At 66.4% G+C, this 17,172-nt stretch carries 14 protein-coding genes; 6 read left to right on the top strand and 8 right to left on the bottom strand.

Annotated elements, in window-relative coordinates; genetic code table 11:
- Positions 1 to 4: 4 nt before the first annotated feature.
- Both ACQY68_RS08335 and ACQY68_RS08330 read right to left on the bottom strand, forming a co-directional pair.
- Entirely contained in the window at positions 5 to 1,525 is a 1,521-nt protein-coding gene (locus tag ACQY68_RS08335) for an oligosaccharide flippase family protein (protein ID WP_428152572.1), read from the bottom strand.
- Positions 1,522 to 2,571, bottom strand: a complete 1,050-nt coding sequence (locus ACQY68_RS08330) for a glycosyltransferase family 4 protein (RefSeq protein WP_428152571.1) — start codon at positions 2,569 to 2,571, stop codon at positions 1,522 to 1,524. Before ACQY68_RS08330 ends, ACQY68_RS08335 begins: the two co-directional genes overlap by 4 nt.
- Before the next feature lie 335 nt (positions 2,572 to 2,906).
- On the opposite strand from ACQY68_RS08330, the gene ACQY68_RS08325 reads away from it, so the two are divergent.
- The gene (locus ACQY68_RS08325; protein ID WP_428152570.1) at positions 2,907 to 3,869 is read left to right on the top strand and encodes a hypothetical protein; all 963 of its coding nucleotides are present in this window, start codon (positions 2,907 to 2,909) and stop codon (positions 3,867 to 3,869) included.
- Positions 3,870 to 5,372 (top strand): MBOAT family O-acyltransferase, encoded by a 1,503-nt coding sequence (locus tag ACQY68_RS08320; protein ID WP_428152569.1) that lies wholly within the window; start codon positions 3,870 to 3,872, stop codon positions 5,370 to 5,372.
- Here the strand turns inward: ACQY68_RS08320 and ACQY68_RS08315 are convergent.
- From ACQY68_RS08315 to ACQY68_RS08290, 6 genes are all read right to left on the bottom strand, one after another.
- The gene (locus ACQY68_RS08315) at positions 5,369 to 6,142 is read right to left on the bottom strand and encodes an O-methyltransferase (RefSeq protein WP_428152568.1); all 774 of its coding nucleotides are present in this window, start codon (positions 6,140 to 6,142) and stop codon (positions 5,369 to 5,371) included. The genes ACQY68_RS08320 and ACQY68_RS08315 overlap by 4 nt on opposite strands.
- 81 nt (positions 6,143 to 6,223) lie before the next feature.
- On the bottom strand, positions 6,224 to 7,387 hold the full coding sequence (locus ACQY68_RS08310) for a glycosyltransferase (protein ID WP_428152567.1): 1,164 nt from the start codon (positions 7,385 to 7,387) through the stop codon (positions 6,224 to 6,226).
- Between the two features lie 10 nt (positions 7,388 to 7,397).
- Positions 7,398 to 8,678, bottom strand: coding sequence for an O-antigen ligase family protein (locus tag ACQY68_RS08305; RefSeq protein WP_428152566.1), 1,281 nt, complete (start codon positions 8,676 to 8,678; stop codon positions 7,398 to 7,400).
- 184 nt (positions 8,679 to 8,862) lie between these two features.
- On the bottom strand, positions 8,863 to 10,005 hold the full coding sequence (locus tag ACQY68_RS08300; RefSeq protein ID WP_428152565.1) for a glycosyltransferase: 1,143 nt from the start codon (positions 10,003 to 10,005) through the stop codon (positions 8,863 to 8,865).
- A 67-nt stretch (positions 10,006 to 10,072) separates the two neighbouring features.
- Positions 10,073 to 11,032 carry an NAD-dependent epimerase/dehydratase family protein gene (locus ACQY68_RS08295; protein WP_428152564.1) on the bottom strand — a complete coding sequence of 320 codons (960 nt, stop codon included), beginning with the start codon at positions 11,030 to 11,032 and terminating at the stop codon, positions 10,073 to 10,075.
- A 332-nt stretch (positions 11,033 to 11,364) separates the two neighbouring features.
- Entirely contained in the window at positions 11,365 to 11,955 is a 591-nt protein-coding gene (locus ACQY68_RS08290) for a polysaccharide biosynthesis/export family protein (protein ID WP_428152563.1), read from the bottom strand.
- A 128-nt stretch (positions 11,956 to 12,083) separates the two neighbouring features.
- Between ACQY68_RS08290 and ACQY68_RS08285 the strand changes: the two genes are divergently transcribed.
- From ACQY68_RS08285 to ACQY68_RS08270, 4 genes are all read left to right on the top strand, one after another.
- Positions 12,084 to 12,662, top strand: coding sequence for a hypothetical protein (locus ACQY68_RS08285; RefSeq protein WP_428152562.1), 579 nt, complete (start codon positions 12,084 to 12,086; stop codon positions 12,660 to 12,662).
- 129 nt (positions 12,663 to 12,791) lie between these two features.
- The gene (locus tag ACQY68_RS08280) at positions 12,792 to 13,388 is read left to right on the top strand and encodes a hypothetical protein (protein ID WP_428152561.1); all 597 of its coding nucleotides are present in this window, start codon (positions 12,792 to 12,794) and stop codon (positions 13,386 to 13,388) included.
- Positions 13,389 to 13,485: 97 nt separating this feature from the next.
- On the top strand, positions 13,486 to 14,808 hold the full coding sequence (locus ACQY68_RS08275) for an outer membrane beta-barrel protein (RefSeq protein WP_428152560.1): 1,323 nt from the start codon (positions 13,486 to 13,488) through the stop codon (positions 14,806 to 14,808).
- A 39-nt stretch (positions 14,809 to 14,847) separates the two neighbouring features.
- The gene (locus ACQY68_RS08270; RefSeq protein WP_428152559.1) at positions 14,848 to 17,127 is read left to right on the top strand and encodes a GumC family protein; all 2,280 of its coding nucleotides are present in this window, start codon (positions 14,848 to 14,850) and stop codon (positions 17,125 to 17,127) included.
- Positions 17,128 to 17,172: the final 45 nt, after the last annotated feature.

Raw genomic sequence — 17,172 nt, 5'->3', positions numbered from 1 at the left:
AAGTTCATGTCCAGGCCCCCACCCGGCGGACGACGGCGACGACGGATCGCGTGAGATGATCCCGGGCATTCGACCATTCCTGGCCAATCCAGGCCCTCGGAGCGGTCGCCAGGAACAGGGCGACGGCCAGCAGTCCGACGCCGCCGCCGAAAAGGTGTCTGACCCAGAACCAGGTCTCGGGGACCGCCATCGCAGCAAGGCTGTCGACGATCCCGAAAATGGCGACCGGCACAAGCGCTCTCGCATGCAGCCGAAGCAGATCGCCTGTCGTGATGGCCACCAGCGACGCGGCGTAGCCCACAGAGATCAGGTAGTAGATCCACATCGCCGCCGACAGGAAGCCCGCGACCGGCAACAGACCGAACAGGCCGCCGATGAAGGCGGCGCCGACCAGCAAGACCGCCTGAATGGCCGACCGCACGGCGGTCCCGGTCGATCCGCCCATTCCGAAGGCGACGCTCTCCGTCACCTTGTAGGCGCACCGGGGCAACAGGCCCAAGGCCAGCAACTGCAGGATCGGGATCACCTCGGTCCAGGCCGGTCCCAGCAAGAGCCGGACGATGGCCGGCGCATGCAGCGCGGCGGCCACGGCTGCGAGCCCGAAGATCGGCAGCCCCAGTCGCAGGGCGCTCGCCATGTAGGTGGCCGCGCGCCGGGTATCGCCCCTCAGATGCGCGAAGGCGGGAGAGAGCACACGCTGCAGCGGCGTGGAAATCAAGGCGTTGATGATTTCGACCAACCGCCAACCCCGGCTGAACAGGCCCAGGGACAGGATGCCGAGGGTCCGGCCCACGGCGATATTGGCGCCGTTGTTGGCCGCCCAGCTCAGCAGCTGGGACAGGGCGTAGGGACTGCTGTCGCGGACGACGGCGACGGCGCCGCGTGGAGATATCCGCCGCCACGGCTTCAGCCGCGACTGGATCACGTTCAATCCCGCTTCGATGGCTCCGGTGACGAGACTGCCCCACACGAGGGACCAGACGCCGAAGCCCAGAAACGCCAGCGCGATCGACAGGGCGAACTGGCCGACCAGATAGGCCACGGTGTTGGAGCCCACCAATCCGCGAAAATCGCCGGTGCGCTGCATGACCGCTCGCGGGATCGCGCCGATCCCCCGCGCCACGACGACGAGGCTGCTGAACGCGATGGTGATCGCGATCCCGTTCGCCGAGTAGAAGCCCTCGATCAGCGGAGAGACCGAAACGATCGCCGCCGCCAGCAGCACCGAAAGCGCGACCACCGACCAGAAGGACGTCGCGATATCCTGCTCGTCGATCACTTTGGCATGGATCAGGTTCAGGCCGAACGCGCCTTCGAACATGGAATCGGCAAAGCCGATAACCGCGAGCGCAGCCGCCATCATCCCGAACTCCAGCGGGGTCAGCAGACGGCTGAGAACGGCTGTCCCGATCAGCGACAAGGCCATGACGAGCAGGCGCCCCAGGACCAGCCAGCGTACGCCGGCCAGCATGTGCCTGCCCACGCCGGGTTCGTGCGTCTCTTCGCTGCCCTGCAAGTCGCTCAACCGGCCCTCATGCTCCGCAGGGCCAGATATCTCTCGCCCGCTGCAGCCCAGCTGTACCGGCCTTCCAGCCCGACCTTCGCCGCCTCGGCGCGCGTGACCCAGTATGATGCCGGGTGGGCGAAGAAGCGCTCGATCGCCGTCGCGATGGCCTGGGGCGTGCAATCTTCGATCTCGACGCCCGCCATCCCCTCGCGAAACAGGTCGGTTATCCCCCCGGAAGTCGTGGCGATGACGGGACGCCGACCAGCGGCGGCCAGCAAGGCCACGCCGCTGTGGGACTCGAAATTCCGGTAAGGCAGCAAAAGCGCGTCGCACTCCGCAAAAAGCCCGGCGACTCTCGCATCGTCGACATAGCCGAGCTCGGTCCGAATGTAGGGTTTGCCCGAGGCGCGTTCGGCGACGGATGCGAAGTAGGCCTCCTCGCCCTGGGAAGCCGGCCCGGCGATGGTCAACTGGACGTCCACACCGGCTTCCCGGGCCAGTTCGACGGCCTGGACGGCCTCGGTGACCATCTTGTTGGCGCGGATCGTTCCGAACAGGAGAAGGCGGCGCGACCCGTTCAGGGGCGGCGCGTCGAGCGTGGGCATGCCCTCAGGAATGACGCTGATGGTTTCGGACCGCAGGCGATAGCCGTCGCACAGCGCCCGGCGGGTGGACCCGCTGAGCACCACGATCTCCGAAGCGAGGCCATACAGGGCTTTCAGCATGAGCCGTTCCAGCGCGCCGATCAGGGCGTTGCGTCCAACGTGGGGCGTCGGATCGTGGACAACGACGACCACGCGCGCCCCGCTCAGCCGAAGCACGGCGACCAGAGGCAGTGTGACGGGGAGAATTTCCGCCGCGGTTATGATGAACCGACGGGTGCGCAGACGGGCCTTCAGCACCTGGCCGACACCGGATGCCATTCGCCGAACCGTGGCGACGACCCTCGCCGCCATCGAGCCCCGTCCCCCCAGCCCCCGGGGCGTCCGCATCTGAACGACATCGGGATGGCTGACGACGAAGCCGGCCGCCTCTGGCGGAGGCGCCACAAGGAAGGTCGTCACGCCCTGGCCCGCGATGGAATCGGCCAGCTTCCGGGCAAAGGGACCCGTTGAGTATCGCCAGCTCCGCGTGAAAATGCAGAGCGTCCCGTCGGTTGTGCGGTCCCCACCATCCCCATCCATGCCGACGACCACCCCGGATCCACCCCCCTTTGAGCCTCTGCCTGCGGGAGCGTTCTGATCAGGCAGCAAATGTTGCGGCGCCGCAACCATCTTTCCAACCCGATCCGGCCGTCAGGAGCGGTTCAGCTCGTTTTCAAATCTGCCGCAGGTTGAAGCTTGGCTTGATCTTTGAACGGTCACTGACATAACTGGGTTCGGGCGGTCGGGTGAGGTCCATGGGGGGCAAAAAGAGCGGATCGCGACAGCTCTGGCTGGTGCTGCTCATGGCCGCCTCATTTGCTGTGGTGTTTCTGTTTCCCGCGCCTCGCCAGCGGGTTGGAACGGTAGCTTTCGCCGCCGCGACCGCACACGACGCCCAGGTGGCGGTCGTGGGCAATTCCGTCGTCACTCACGTCTCCAAATGCGATGCCGATCGGCGCGCCATCCCGGCGATGCTGCAGGACGCCCTTGCATCGGAGGTTGTGGATCTGAGCTATGGCGGGGAGCCGCTGGCGGAGTCGATCAACTACGCCGCTATCGCGCTGCAGCAACCCCGGATCAGAACGGTCGTCCTCTATCTCGGACAGGGATCGCTGGCCAATCCCGACCCCAACGACTGGCAGACCACCGCCTTCTTCGGACTGGTGGCCGGTCCGCTTCGGGTGAACGACCTGTCGGCCCGCCTGTCACGGGGCACGGGGATCACGCCGGGCGCGGCGACGGCCCGGCTTCCGTTTCGCTATGAGGGTGTCGACTACCCCGGCTACGACCAGATCCAGATGACCTGGTTCGCCGATGAAAAGGCGAGGCAGGGATGCCCCGAGACCCTTGGACACGACCGGCGATTCATCGAGGCGAATTTCTGGACCAATCTGGTGCGACCACAGCCCTACTGGCCCCTGCTGGAAGACATCGGCGATCTCCAGCGACAGGCCGACGCACGGGGCAAGCGGCTCGTCGTCCTCTTCCTGCCCAATGACATGGCCGGCCTGCGGACTCTCGACGCCGGACTGGCGGCCCAGGTCGATGCCCGACGTGCGGAGATCGTCCGGCGGGCAGCCGCATTCGGCGTGGCCGTGACCGAGATCGCTCCCTTCAGCCCCGACCAGTTCGCGGATCGATGGTGCGCCTGCGGGCACCTGTCTCAGTCCGGACGGCTCGCCGTCGCCGCGGCGACCAAAGACGTGCTGGTGAACTGAGTGCTGTTCAACTCCTACGCCTTCATATTCATCTTCCTGCCCCTTGCGGTGGCGGGCTATCTCCTAGCGCTCAGGATGGCCGGGCCGTTCGCCGCGTCGGCGGTGGCCCTGGCATTCTCGGCCGGATTCTATCTGTTCGGCGAGCATCACCACCAGTGGCTGATCTTCGTCTCCATTGCGTTCAACTTCGTGGTCGGCCACGCAATTCTGGCTGCGGGACCTCGCACGCGAAAGCCGTGGCTGATCCTCGGGCTGGTCGCCAACCTGGGCGTCCTGTTCGCGTTCAAATATTCCGGCTTCTTCGTCGGCCAGATCAATCTGCTGCTGGGCGCGCAAATCCCGGATCCCGGCCTGTCTCTGCCGATCGGGATTTCGTTCTACACCTTCACCCAGATCGCCTTCCTCTGCGACTGCTACGCGCGTCACGCCGACAGAACCGATCCCGTCCGGTACGGCCTGTTTGTCACCTATTTCCCCCATCTGATCGCGGGACCGATCCTCCACCATCGCGAGATGGTCCCGCAGTTCATGCGGAGACGCATCACCCGCCTGCCGGTTCGCCTCTATGCGGGCGTGGGCATGTTCGCTCTGGGGTTGGCGAAGAAGACCCTGCTGGCGGATCCCTGCGGCTGGATCGCCTCCGAAATCTTCGCATCGGCGGAGTTGGGCCCCGTGCAGTTCGTGTCCGCCTGGGTCGGCGCACTCGCCTATACGGGTCAGATTTACTACGACTTTTCCGGTTACTCGGACATGGCCATCGGCATCTCCTACATGATGGGGATCCGCCTGCCGTACAACTTCAACTCCCCCTATAAGAGCAGGAGCATCGTCGAGTTCTGGCGGCGCTGGCACATCACCCTGTCGCGCTTCCTTCGGGACTATCTCTACATCCCTCTTGGAGGGTCCAGAAAAGGCAAGGCCCGCAGGTACCTCAATCTGGCGGCCACCATGGTGCTGGGCGGGCTCTGGCATGGAGCGGGCTGGACCTTCCTGGCCTGGGGCGCGATCCACGGCGGCGCCCTCGCCCTCGCGCACGGCTGGCGCGACCTGCGGATGCCCCGCGTGCCGTCCTTCCTGAGCTACACCCTGACGCTGTTTCTGGTCGTCATGGCCTGGGTCCCGTTCCGGGCGCCGACCATGGAGATCGCCAACACCCTGTGGGCGGGAATGCTGGGCCTGGGCGGCTTCTCGTTCCCGGCGCTCGGGCCGCTCTCCCCGGTCTACGAGGCGCTGCACATCGTTCCGGGTCAGATCAGCTTCGGCGTCCCCGACCTGCTCCTGATTGGAACCGCCTTGTTGCTGGCCGCCGTCGCCCCCAACAGTCAGGAGCTGATGCGTCGCTTCAGAATGGGGCTGCAGTCCCCGGGCTACGAGATCGCCGGACGCACACGGGGCGTCTCCGTGCGCATGACCTGGCGATGGGCCATCCTGATCGGCGTGCTGTTCGCGGTCGCGGCCCGGAGCATCGGCGGCTACAGCGAGTTCATCTACTTCCAGTTCTAGGCCGGGGTCGAACCTCCGCCGTGGCTGACCATGCCGACGAACCGGCGATGATCGCTCAGCACCCGTTTGCCGGGCGCGTCCAGATCGCGGAAATGCCCGTTGTCCAGAATGTCGTCGAACAGGACGGTCGCGTCCGCCGACAGACGCGGTGACACGATCTCCAGCGCGTAGTCGCGCCCCGCTTCGGTCTTGTCGCTGTCGTAGTGGAACAGATCGATGCTGGTCACCTGATCCACGATCTTCGGCAGGTTGATCCGGTCGCCTTCGACGAAAAGTCGCCACCGGCCGCGCAGAGCCTCAGGCACGAGGACGCCGATCTCCTCGACGCTGGCCCCCTGCCGGAAATACGGCAGGTCGCTCGACCACAATTCTCCGTGGCCGTTGGCCTCCAGCGCCGAGAGGAAGGCCGTGCTGGACCAGCCGGCGGCGACGCCGGTTTCCACGATAACCGACGGGCGACGCAGACGGACGATGAAGTAGAGCAGCGCATAGGCGCCGCCTCCCCCAAAGCGAGTCTTCGCCGAGGCAAGCTCGGCGGTGGCCCGGGCCACGAGGTCCTCGCCGAACCGGGACGCCTCCGCCCACAGTTCGGGTGAGATGCTCTCGGCCCATTCGGCATAGGACTCGGCGACCGACCGGCACCACTCCAGCACCTCGGCCCGGTCGCGCGGCTCGCCGACCGAACCCATCTTGGCCATCAGCTTCTGGCCGATCACCTTCCAGCCGTCGTCGCGGACGGCGAACTTGAGCGTGTTCAGGAGGTCCTTCACTCGAACCCCCGCGCGGATGGTCGGCTGTAACCAGCGTCGATCGGAGTCATCGAAGTTTCCCCAGCAAGTCCATGTAGATAATCAGCGGCATGGAAGGGCTCTCAGCTCGGCCGCAAAGGCCTCGTAGCGCCGGCCCACGGCATCGGTCCCGAAGCGCTCGGCCACGACCGCGCGGCCTCGCCTGGATATCTCCATCCGACGTTCCGGCGCTGCCATGAGACCTTCGATCGCCGTGGCGATCGTCTCTGGCTGGAGGTCTTCCAGAATGTCGACGGCGCCGTCGGTCCCATAGTCCCCCACGCCTCCGACCAGGGGCGCAGCCGCCGGAATGCCGGCGGCCATCGCCTCCAGCAGCGCGATACACAGGCCCTCATGGCGGCTGGACAGCACGAAGAGATCGGCCCCCTGCATCCACCAGTCGCGCACATGTCCCATGAGGTGAACGCGATCCTGAAGCCCCAAGCTCTGGACGAGCGCTTCGTAGCGGCTGCGTTCCCTGCCCTCGCCGTACAGGCGCAGCGAGACGTCATGCCCTCGATCCACCAACTGTCGAACGGCGTGGAGAAGCGCGGCCTGGTTCTTGACCGCCGTGAGCCGCCCAGCATTCACGATCCGGAACGGCCCCGCCCCCGTCGCGACCGGGGCCGACGTGACCGGCTGGACGGAAAAGCTCGCCAGCGGCAGGATGGTTCTGCGCGCCGCCCTCCGGCTGTATAGGCGCCGCGTCGCCTCCTCCGCCGTGGCGTCGCAGTCCGCGAGCGTCCAGTCCACCACGGGCGACGTCAAACGATAGGCGAGTTCATAGACCGGCTTGGCCAGGTGGGTGTTGTGCTCGAACGAGGCGATCACCGGCACGCCCCGCAACCGACCGACGATCCGCCCGATGATGTTGGCCTGCGGCAGCGCCAGGACGATCGCCGAGGGGCTCACGGCCCCCAGCAGGCGCCACAGCCGCCATGCCCCCGACACCAGATGCCCCACTTTCATCCGCCCGGCGTCATGCATCGCCACGACCGGGACACCCAGACCTTCGAGGTCCTTGATGAAGGCGCCGGAGCCGCGAACGAACGAGACCATCGTCAACGCGACTCCCTCGAAGGCGCCGTTCCGCGCGAGGGTGAGCAGGCCTTGCTGCGCTCCGCCACGATCGAAATCGTTGATGAGCCAGACGACCCTGCGCGCCTGCGGATCGTCGCCCAGCCGCATCTCGGGCCCGGTCCGGCTTTCGGAGGTGCTGGGCGACATCTCCATGCCCTCAGCGATAGCCGAGCTGCGGACGGCGCGGGACCGGAACCCTCTGAGTATTGCCGGCCGGGGCCACTCCCGCCGAGGATGATCGGCGACGCACCGCCACCTCGTTGATCAACGCCGGATACAGGGTCACCAGCAGACCGACGATGAACATATGCGTCCCGCTGCCCTCGAACAGGGCGTAGAACACCAGGGGCGCAACGAGGACCGCGAGGAGGATGAAGGCCGAGTCGCGAGGGAGCCGCCAGACGTAGACGAGCTGACGGCAACTCTTCAGGTTGGCGCGGATACTGACGATCCAGAACGAGAGATACAGCAGAAGCCCGACAAGGCCGTTCTCGACGAGCACACGAAGCGGCTCACCGTGGATGTTCACGCGCAGGAAGGTGGGGACGTAGTAGAATTCCCGCGCCAGCCGGTCGGTATAGCCGTTTGTCCCCGTACCGATGATCGGACTCTCGGCGATCAACTGCTTGCTCAGGTTGACGGCGAAAAGTCGCTGGGAGTTGCTGAAGGACTGCGGCGTCCCCCCGCGGACCACCGCGTCAAAGCTGTTCCGGGAATCGAAGGGATCGATGAACGACTGCAGCTGGGTGGCCATATAGGCGTTGCTCGCGGCGAGGAGCGATATCGATGCCGCAGCCGCCGCGCCGACGAGCAGGATCGGCGCCGGCGAGAACCGCCCCTTGGCCAGGAAGGCGGCCGTGATCAGGACGTAGATCCCCAACGCCTTGCGCTCACCCGAGAGGAGGATGATCACGCCCAGGAGCGCCCACAGTCCGATGTACAGGCGCTTCCTGCTCCGGTCAGCGAACAGCAGCGCGCAGCCCAGCGCGGTCGGCAGGAAGGTGAAGGTCGTCTTGGGATCATCCAGCCGCTTCCAGCCCGTCAGGAAGCCATGCTGGAGGTGCCACACGACGCTCCAGGCCGTCACGGCCGCCATGCCGACCAGCAGGAACATGCCGATGCGCTTCAGGTTCAGGACCGGAAGCAGGGCGATGACGCAGCCGCCGAACGCCAGGATGATCGTGACCTGCAGCAACTCCCTGATCCCGTTCTCGGACGACACCAGGAAGGCAGAGATCGCGTGCCAAGCCGCATAGGCGCCGAACAGGTAGAAGCCGGCGACCGGTCTGGGGCGCGTGGGCAGTCTCGGCGCGATCACCGCGGTCATCGCGCAGAGGACCACGACCATCAGGTCGAAAGGCCGCAGTTGCACCGGCCCGGCGCTCATCTTCAGAGGCAGGAACAGGCTGAGAAGCGCCAGGGAAATGAGGCTGTTCACAGCCATCGCCTTTGGCATCGGTCACCGTCGGCGGCGCGGCGATCACAGCTCACGTCGATCCCCCTGCACGCAGCCATCCGATTTCTGAACCTGGCGCGTGTCGCGGCGCAACGAACATCTGGCTCGGGAAAATCATTGGTATCAAGGGTTGCCGGGCCGCCACACGGGTCCGGGAGGTGTCGGCTCATGCGGCCCGGACCTGTCGATAGGCTTCCTCGACCGCCGCATCCATGCGCTCAGGGGACCAGGCGTCCACATCGACGCCAAGGGCGCCATTCGAGAGCCGCCGCCTCAGCACGGCGTCGCCGAGCAGCCGGGCCGCGGCCTCGGCGGCCGCGCCGATGTCGTCCGTCGGGGTGACGATCGCGCTGACGTCGTCCGTCACAACATCCCCTATCCCCGGCAGCAGGGAGACGACGGCGGGTTTCCCGGCCGCAGCATACTGCACGAGCACGCGCGGCAATCCCTCTCTCAGCGACGTCAGGAGGCCGATGTCCGCCATGGCGATGATCGCTTCGGGATCGGAGCGGTGGCCCGCGAACCGGATCCGGTCGCCCAGCCCCATCTCTTCGACAAGCGCCTTCGCTTCTTCCAGCGTCTCCCCCCTTCCCGCGAACAGAAGCCGCCAGTCCGGCAGTCCGGCGAAGGCCTCCGGCACCGCCCTGATGAACTCGAGCTGCCGCTTTCGCGGCTCGAACGTCGCGAGCATGACGGCGGTCGGGGGACGATCCTGGCCGGGCTCCACGGCGAGAAGCGTCCGCCAGTCAGGCGGCGGCCCGGCCGTTTTGAAGCGCTCGACGTCCATCGCGCTCATGGCGACGAAATGCTTCTCCGGTCGCCCCAGCCCCCGCCTCACGCACTCGTCGCGAACCGATGGGCTGACACTGATGAAGCCATGCGTGAACGGCGCGCAAAGCCATTCCGCCGCGACGTAGACCGCTTCCTGCACCGGTCCGACGTTCACGAACGGAAGGATGTGGATGCCGTGGATCACAGTCGGCGTTCGGGCCAGCCTTGCGGCGACCCGGCCGAGGACGCCGGCCTTGCTCTGGTGGGTGTGGACGACGTCTGCCCCGACCTCCCGGAACAGGTCACGAAGGGCGCGGACCGCCGCGATGTCGTCCGCGGGAGAAATCCGGTGGAACATGCGGTCGACGGTGCGGACCTCGACCACCCCGGCCGCCTCCTCCCGCGCCGCCGGATCGAAATCGGCGCCGTGCACCAGGATGACGCGGTGCCCTGCCGCGGCCTGGGCGCGACAGCTTCGGAGCGTGTTCTCTTCCGCGCCGCCACGCATGAGGCGGGTCATCACATGGACGATGATCATGATGAACGCGCGCGCCCGAAACCCATCCCGGTCGGTGAGAGGCGAAGCCCGTCGCGTGGCGGACGCCTCATACCCACAGCCCCCCGGACTGTTCCGCCCACTTGCACAAGGCCGGTGCGAGCTGGCCTTCCCGGGCCCTGTTGCGCTCGGCCAGCCAACCGGGCCGGATGTCCGTCGAGCGAACGAGCTTGGTGACCCTGTCGGGGTGAATGCCGAGGTTGAGCGCGGAGATCGGCTTGAGGGCCGCAGCGGCGGCGTTCACGATCGCCCGGGGTACGGTCACGGTGCGCACACGGGGGAAATGCAGGGTGAAGGCCTCGACGATCTGCTCGAGCGTGTACCGGTCCGGATAGCAGCCGTTGAAAAGGACGTATCGCTCGTTCAGGCCGTGGGCGTAGAGGAGCGCGTCGACGAGATCCTCGACGTAGAAGCAGGCCTTCACCGTGTCCCTGCGGCCCGGATAGACGAACAGTCCCGCCCGCATGAGCTTCGCCAGGCGCGTGAAGTTGCCGCCCTCCCCCGCACCGAAGATGACGGCGGGTCTGCAAACCACGAGGCGGCGGTCGTCCTGCTCGTCGAGCCAGGCGCGGAAAATCGCCTCCGACAGCCATTTGGACCAGCCGTAGGAGGACTCCGGAGCCGGTGGCGTGCCTTCCAGCTTGGGATCCTCGCCGGGACCGTAGACCGAGATGGAGCTGGTGAAGACGATGTCACGGACACCGCGCTCTCGGGCGAAGGCCGTGATCGCGGTCGCGCCACCGATATTCGTGTCGTAGTATTCGTGGTCGGGATGACCCGGCGTCGTATGCACAGCCGCCAGATTATAGATCGTCGAAATCGTCCCTTCGATCTCGAGGCGTGACAGATCGCGAACGTCGGCGACGACATAGTCCACGCCGGCGATCACGCTCTTCGGTTCACGAAGGTCGACACTGACCAGCCGGCCGGAATGATCGGCGGCCAGCCTCCGGAGCAGATGGGTTCCGATGAACCCGCTCCCTCCGAAGACGACAATCTTCTCGGTCATGCTCCCCCCGGCGCTGACGCAAAGCCACCCCGACGAGGGGCGCATGGCAGACGGCTGGGATTACCTCGGGTTGTCCTTCCCTTCGGCCCAGCCCGACCGCTCGGGAAAACATACCCGCAATATGTTGCGTTGCAACACAATAAGATCGGCGGTTTTCGAAATAGCGCCAGTCACTATGAACGGCGCTCGAACGCCTGATGTCGAACCGTCTAAATCGATTTCCAGAGCTTGAAACCGACCATCCTGTCGGAATACGCGACAACGATCCGTCGTTACTTCTGAACCGCGAAAGCCGAATTCCAGCTTCCGCAGACGCGGTTTCGCCCCGATATCTAGAACAGACGTTCGCGGATCCGGATCGTGTCTCCGGGCGCGACACGGGTCGACGTCGTCAGGGGAACTTCCTGCTCGCGGTCGGCGTCAGCCCGCTTGAGGAACACCCGTCTGTTGTCCGCGCGATAGGTGAAGCCTCCCGCGGTCGCGACGGCGTTCAGCACCGTCAGACTGTTGGTGTAGGGGTATTCACCCGGCGTATTGACCTCGCCCAGGATGTAGAACGGGCGATAATTCAGCACCTCGGCGCTGACCCTCGGCTCGGTGATGAAGCCGTTGCGCAGGGCCTGGGCGACCTCGGCCTGGAACTCCGAGATGGTCAGTCCGCCCGCCTGGGTTTCCCCGATCAGCGGCAGGGAAATCTTCCCGTTGCCGCCCACGAGGAACTCACCGGTCAGTGCGGCTTCGCCGAAGACCGTCACGCGGACCTTGTCGGCGACGCCGAGCCGATACTCCTCCAGCAGTCGGGTCACCTCGGGATCGTTCTCGGAACCGGCGGTGACGCCGGACGCCATTACCCCCTGGGCGCATGACGACAGGGCCATCGCCAGGACCAGCCCGACCATGGCCGCCCACACCACTCGAAACATTCGATCTCTCCCGCAGAACCCAAGCCTAACCCGGCTTCACATCGCCCGTCACCACCCAAGGACGAACATCCACCTTGGCCGTGGCCAGGCGCCGATGTTATCTGCACGGCGTGGAAGGGGGATCCCGCTTGGTCGAAAAAGCAAACTGGCGCGTCGCGGCGGCGATGCTGCTTGGCGTGTGCGCCGCAACGGGGTGTAGCGCAGCGGCGATCGCACTGGCCTGGCCGGAAACGCGGATCGCCGGATGGATGGGACTGGCCCCCTTTTTCGAAGCCCGTGCGTCGCGCAACGCCGCCGGGGCCGCCGATCACCCGCACATGGCCCGGCTCGCCCGGGTCGAGACGATGGCGTCACTGGGCCAGGCCGCCGCGAACCCGACCGCATGGCTCCGCCTCGCCTATCTGGACAGCCTCGAACCCTCTGGCCTTGGCGAAGCGGGCAACCGGGCCCTTGCGGCGTCCTACGCGGTGTCGCGCTACGGCCCCGACGACACGCCGTGGCGGCTGAGCTTCGCGTTCAACCATTGGGCCCGGCTCGATCGATCCAACCGGTTGCTCGTCCTCGAAGAACTCAGGGCAACGCCCTACCCGTATTCACCGGGCGACCTGCAGAACTCGGTGTCCGATCCGGCCGGCCGCCTTGCGCTTGCGCTCACCCTCGAGACGATCCGCCAGACCCGCGAGAACGGACGGGCAGAGTGGCCGTAACCTCGACAGCGTAACCTTAAGGACACAGCCCCTGTCGATCCGATGTTGCGGCGCGAAGGGGACGCCCTTCATGGTTTAAAAACGACGCTATATGGAATAGCGTTATCCGAACGTTGGCGGGGGGCCGGTATGAAGCAGAGCATTCTGACGGCGCGTGCGCTGGTCGCCGCCGGGCTTGTCGCCCTGTCCGCAGGGATCGCTTTCGGCGCACCTCAGGTTGCAGGGGTCGTCCAGGACGGCGCCGGATCCAGCATCACCGCAGAGGCTCTTGCGGCCCAGATCGTCACCGCGTCGGAGACAGCCGCGACCGAAGCCGCCGCCGGCGTCGATACGGCGGCGATCGCCAACGCCGCCAGCGCCGAAGCCGCAACCCTCGGCCTGTCGCCGGAAGCCACCGCGGCCTTTGTCCAGGCGGCGGTCACGAACGCCATCAATGCTGCGGTGACCACGGCCGTCCAGAACGCCATCGCCGCCACCATCAGCGCATCGGGGGCGACCCAGGCGGTCGCGACCGCGGCTGTCGCCAGCGCCTCGGTCACACTGGCATCGTCGCCGATCATCGCGGCTGTGTCGCCCGGCGCCGCCGCGGCCGTCGCAGCCGCCGTCACGGTCGTGGCCGCTGCGGTCCAGAATGCTGCGGCGTCGACCAGCCAGCCGTCGTCCACGAACACGACCACCAGCAACACCCCTCCTCCGGTCGTCACGGTGGTGGTCTACCGCGGCTAGGCGTGATCGCCCGGGGTCGTTCGCCGATCGTCGCTGTGTGGTTGCGTTGAACTCCGCGTGCCTCCCCTGACTCCGTCGCCAGTCCATCGAGGATAATATGTTCCACGTCCTGAAGAGTATTGCCGTATCGGTTTCGGCCGGATCGCTGGCGATGGTCTCGGGCGCGGCCGATGCCCAGATCGCGCCGACGGCGAGCGGCCAGCTCGCCCAGACCCAGGACGCTGCCGTCGACAACTTCTCGCGAAGCCGCAACACGTCGGTGTCCCAGAGGACGCGGCCGGACTACGAGGCGCTGGGAATCCGCGCCGGCGCCTTCCTTGTCTATCCTCGACTGGAACTGTCGGCGGAGACCAACGACAACATATATGCAACGGGCGCCGGCGAGGTCGATGACACGATCCTGCACGTTCGACCGGAACTGGCCGTCGAGTCCGGCTGGTCGCAGAACTTCCTGTCCGCCTACGTCCGGGGCTCGATCAACCGCTACGGCGACAACGAGGACGAGAACACCGAGGAGTTCGGCGTCGGAACCGCCGGCCGCATCGATGTGACGCGTCAATCCAACATCGGGTTCGGCGCCGACTATGTCAGCACCTTCGAGCCGCGCACCGCCCCCTCCGCCCCTCGCAACGCGGTCGCTCCGACGGAGCTCGACACGGCCCAGACCTACGTCAGCGCCTCGCGCTCCTCCGGCAACGTCAAACTCACGGGCCGGGCCGACTGGCGATCCTTCGACTATGCCGACGGGCGCGACGGCCTCGGGGCTGTGATCGACCAGGACAACCGGGATCGCGATGTGGCCAGCCTGTCCGGCCGTGTCGATTTCGCGATCAGTCCGGACACCGCCTTCTTCTTCCAGGCGACGGGCAACCAGCGGACCTATGACGTGGCGTCGACGGTCGCGGCGCCCAACCGGGATTCCAGGGGCGCCGAGTTTCTCTTCGGAGCCAATTTCGAACTCAGCGCCGTCGTGCGTGGCGAGGTCGCCGCCGGTTATATCGAGCAGAGTTTCGACGAGGCCGTCTTCGACGACGTCGAGGGTTTCGGAGCCCGGGCCCAGCTCGAATGGTTTCCGTCCGAACTCACGACCGTCAATGTCGCGGCGGGCCGGACCATCGAGGACACGCCCCTGACCGGGGTGGGAGCCTTCGTCTCGAGCAGCACCAGCATCGGGATCGATCACGAGCTGCTGCGCAACGTCATCCTCAATGCCAGACTCACCTGGAGCCAGGACGAGTACGAAGGCGTGGATCGCGAAGATACGCGCCTCGGCGCCAATATCGGCGGCACCTATCTGATCAACCGCAATCTGGGTGTGAACGCGAGCTTCTCGACCCTGGACACCGAATCCAGCGGCGCCGCGCGTGACCAGGACTTCAGGGTCAACAAGCTCGCCATCGCCCTCGTCGCCCAGTTCTGATCCCGGACCCGGTCCGGCCGTCACAGTGAAACGCGTAAGATGAACCAGCCTTTCGAGTCCCGCGGCCTGAACGCCCGGCCTGTCGGGGACGATCCCGGATTTGACGACGGTCAGGCTTGGTCGGGCGGCGCCGGTCCGCGCATCTTCGACATCCACCGCCTCGTGGCCACCTTCCGACGCCGGCTGAAGCTGTTCCTCGCCATCGCGCTGCTGGTGTTCGTGATCGCCCTGGTGGTGACCCTGAAGGCGACGCCGCTCTACACCGCGACGGCGAGCGTGATGATCGACAATCGAACCGAACAGATCGTCGACTCCCAGGCCGTCCTGTCCGGCCTGCCGGCGGACACGGCCACGGTCGATACCGAAGTGGAAGTGCTGAAGTCCCGACAGCTCGCGGAGCGTGTCGTGGACGCGCTCGATCTGGAAAACGATCCGGAGTTCAACAGCGCCCTGTCTCCTCCCGGCCTCGTGGACCAGATCACCGACGGCATCGGCGCGATGTTCGCAGCCGCAGCGCCCGACAGGGCCAGGACCCAGCTGACCGAAATCGAGGCCCAGAGACAGCGTGAGCGCGTCGTGGACACGGTTCGCTCGCGCCTAGTAATCCGTCGTGTCGGCCTGACCTATGTCATGGGGGTCAGCTTCACCTCGCCCGACCCGGCCAAGGCGGCCCGGATCGCCAACGCCTTCGCCCAGAACTATCTGCTCGAACAGTTGCAGGCCAAGTTCGAGGCCACGCGTCAGGCCAATGCCTGGCTCAACACCCGGCTCGACGATCTGCGCGGCGAAGTCATCCAGGCCGAAGCCGCCGTCGAACAGTATCGCAACGCCAACAACCTGCTCAGCGCCTCGGGCGCGACCCTGACCGAGCAGGAAATCTCGACCTACAACACCCAGCTGGCGACGGTGCGGGCCCAACAGGCCGAAGACGAGGCCCGCCTTTCCACCGCCCGCGCCCAGATGGCGCGGGGATCGACCGGCGACGACGTCGGAGAAGCCTTGGGGTCCACCGTCGTCCAGCAACTTCGGGCGCGGCGCGCCGAGGTCAGCGGTCGCGTTGCCGACCTGTCCAGCCGCTACGGTCCCCGTCACCCCGACATGGTCCGAGCGGATCGCGAACTCGCCGACATCGACAGCCAGATCCAGGCCGAGATCGGGCGGATTGTTTCCAACCTCGAGGCGCGCGTTCAGGTCGCGCGCCAGCGCACGGCCTCCATGCAGGGCAGCCTGTCGGGCGCCCGGGGCGCCCTGGCGGCCAACAACAACGCCGGGGTCCGGTTGAACGAGCTCCAGCGCAACGCAGAGGCGTCGCGCACCCTCTATCAAGGCCTGCTTGACCGGTTCAAGGAAACCACAAGCCAGGAGGGGCTGGAGGAATCCGACGCCCGCATCGTCTCCAGAGCCATCATCCCGGCCAGCCCGAGTTCGCCCAACGTGCCCTTGAACCTCGGCCTCGGTCTGGTGCTCGCCATGGGCGCCGGTCTGGCGGTGGTGGTTCTGGCCGAGATGCTCGACGCGGGCCTCGCCACCGGAGAGGACGTCGAGAACAAGCTCGGCATGCCCCACATCGGCTCGGTCCCGCTGGTATCCTCTGTCGCCGACGGCAAGGATCGCCATCTCAGCCCCGCCGACTACCTGCTGGAAAAGCCGCTTTCAGCCTTCGCAGAAGCCATACGAGCCCTTCGGACCTCGATCCTGTTTTCGCGCGTGGGACACCCTGTGCGTCTGATCGCTGTGACCTCGACCCTGCCGGGCGAGGGCAAGACGACGACGGCCGTCTGTCTTGCGCGGTCCGCCGCCCAGGCTGGCCAGAGGGTGGTGATCATCGACTGCGATCTGCGGCGTCGTGCGGTCAACAAACTCCTGGGAATCGAACCCGAGGTCGGATTGCTGGAGGTGCTGAACGGCACCGCCACACTCGAAGCCGCCCTGTATTGCGACAACGCATCGGGCGCATACGTGCTTCCCCTGACCCACACCAGCTTCACGCCCAAGGACGTCTTCAGTTCCCAGGCGATGGACACTCTTCTCGCGCGCCTCGGCGAGCGCTTCGACCTCATCATCATCGACACCGCGCCGGTGCTGGCCGTGGCTGACACCCGCATCCTCGCGGCCAAGGCCGATACGGTCGTCTTCCTGACCCGCTGGCGCGCCACCCCGCTGAAGGCGACCAGCAACTCGCTCAAACTTCTGGACAAGGCGGGCGCCCATGTCGCCGGCGTCGCGCTCGTTCAGGTCGATATGAAGAGCCAGGCCCGCTACGGCTACGGCGACGCCGGCTACTACTACGGGGCCTACAAGTCGTACTACACGGCTTGATACGAATGGGTCCGCGCGTGCGCTCGGCAGGATCGCGGGGATCGA

The organism is Brevundimonas sp., from assembly GCF_965278935.1.
Taxonomy (GTDB): Bacteria; Pseudomonadota; Alphaproteobacteria; order Caulobacterales; family Caulobacteraceae; genus Brevundimonas.
Note: the sequence above shows the minus strand (reverse complement) of the source record. Positions and strands in the feature narration are given on the sequence as shown.

Bases quoted from the DNA above. Each gene is read 5' to 3' on its own strand.
- ACQY68_RS08270 (WP_428152559.1), top strand. From the start codon at position 14,848: ATGAACCAGCCTTTCGAGTCCCGCGGCCTGAACGCCCGGCCTGTCGGG.
- ACQY68_RS08290 (WP_428152563.1), bottom strand. From the start codon at position 11,955: ATGTTTCGAGTGGTGTGGGCGGCCATGGTCGGGCTGGTCCTGGCGATG.
- ACQY68_RS08325 (WP_428152570.1), top strand. From the start codon at position 2,907: ATGGGGGGCAAAAAGAGCGGATCGCGACAGCTCTGGCTGGTGCTGCTC.
- ACQY68_RS08310 (WP_428152567.1), bottom strand. From the start codon at position 7,387: ATGTCGCCCAGCACCTCCGAAAGCCGGACCGGGCCCGAGATGCGGCTG.
- ACQY68_RS08280 (WP_428152561.1), top strand. From the start codon at position 12,792: ATGAAGCAGAGCATTCTGACGGCGCGTGCGCTGGTCGCCGCCGGGCTT.
- ACQY68_RS08275 (WP_428152560.1), top strand. From the start codon at position 13,486: ATGTTCCACGTCCTGAAGAGTATTGCCGTATCGGTTTCGGCCGGATCG.
- ACQY68_RS08295 (WP_428152564.1), bottom strand. From the start codon at position 11,032: ATGACCGAGAAGATTGTCGTCTTCGGAGGGAGCGGGTTCATCGGAACC.
- ACQY68_RS08300 (WP_428152565.1), bottom strand. From the start codon at position 10,005: ATGATCATCGTCCATGTGATGACCCGCCTCATGCGTGGCGGCGCGGAA.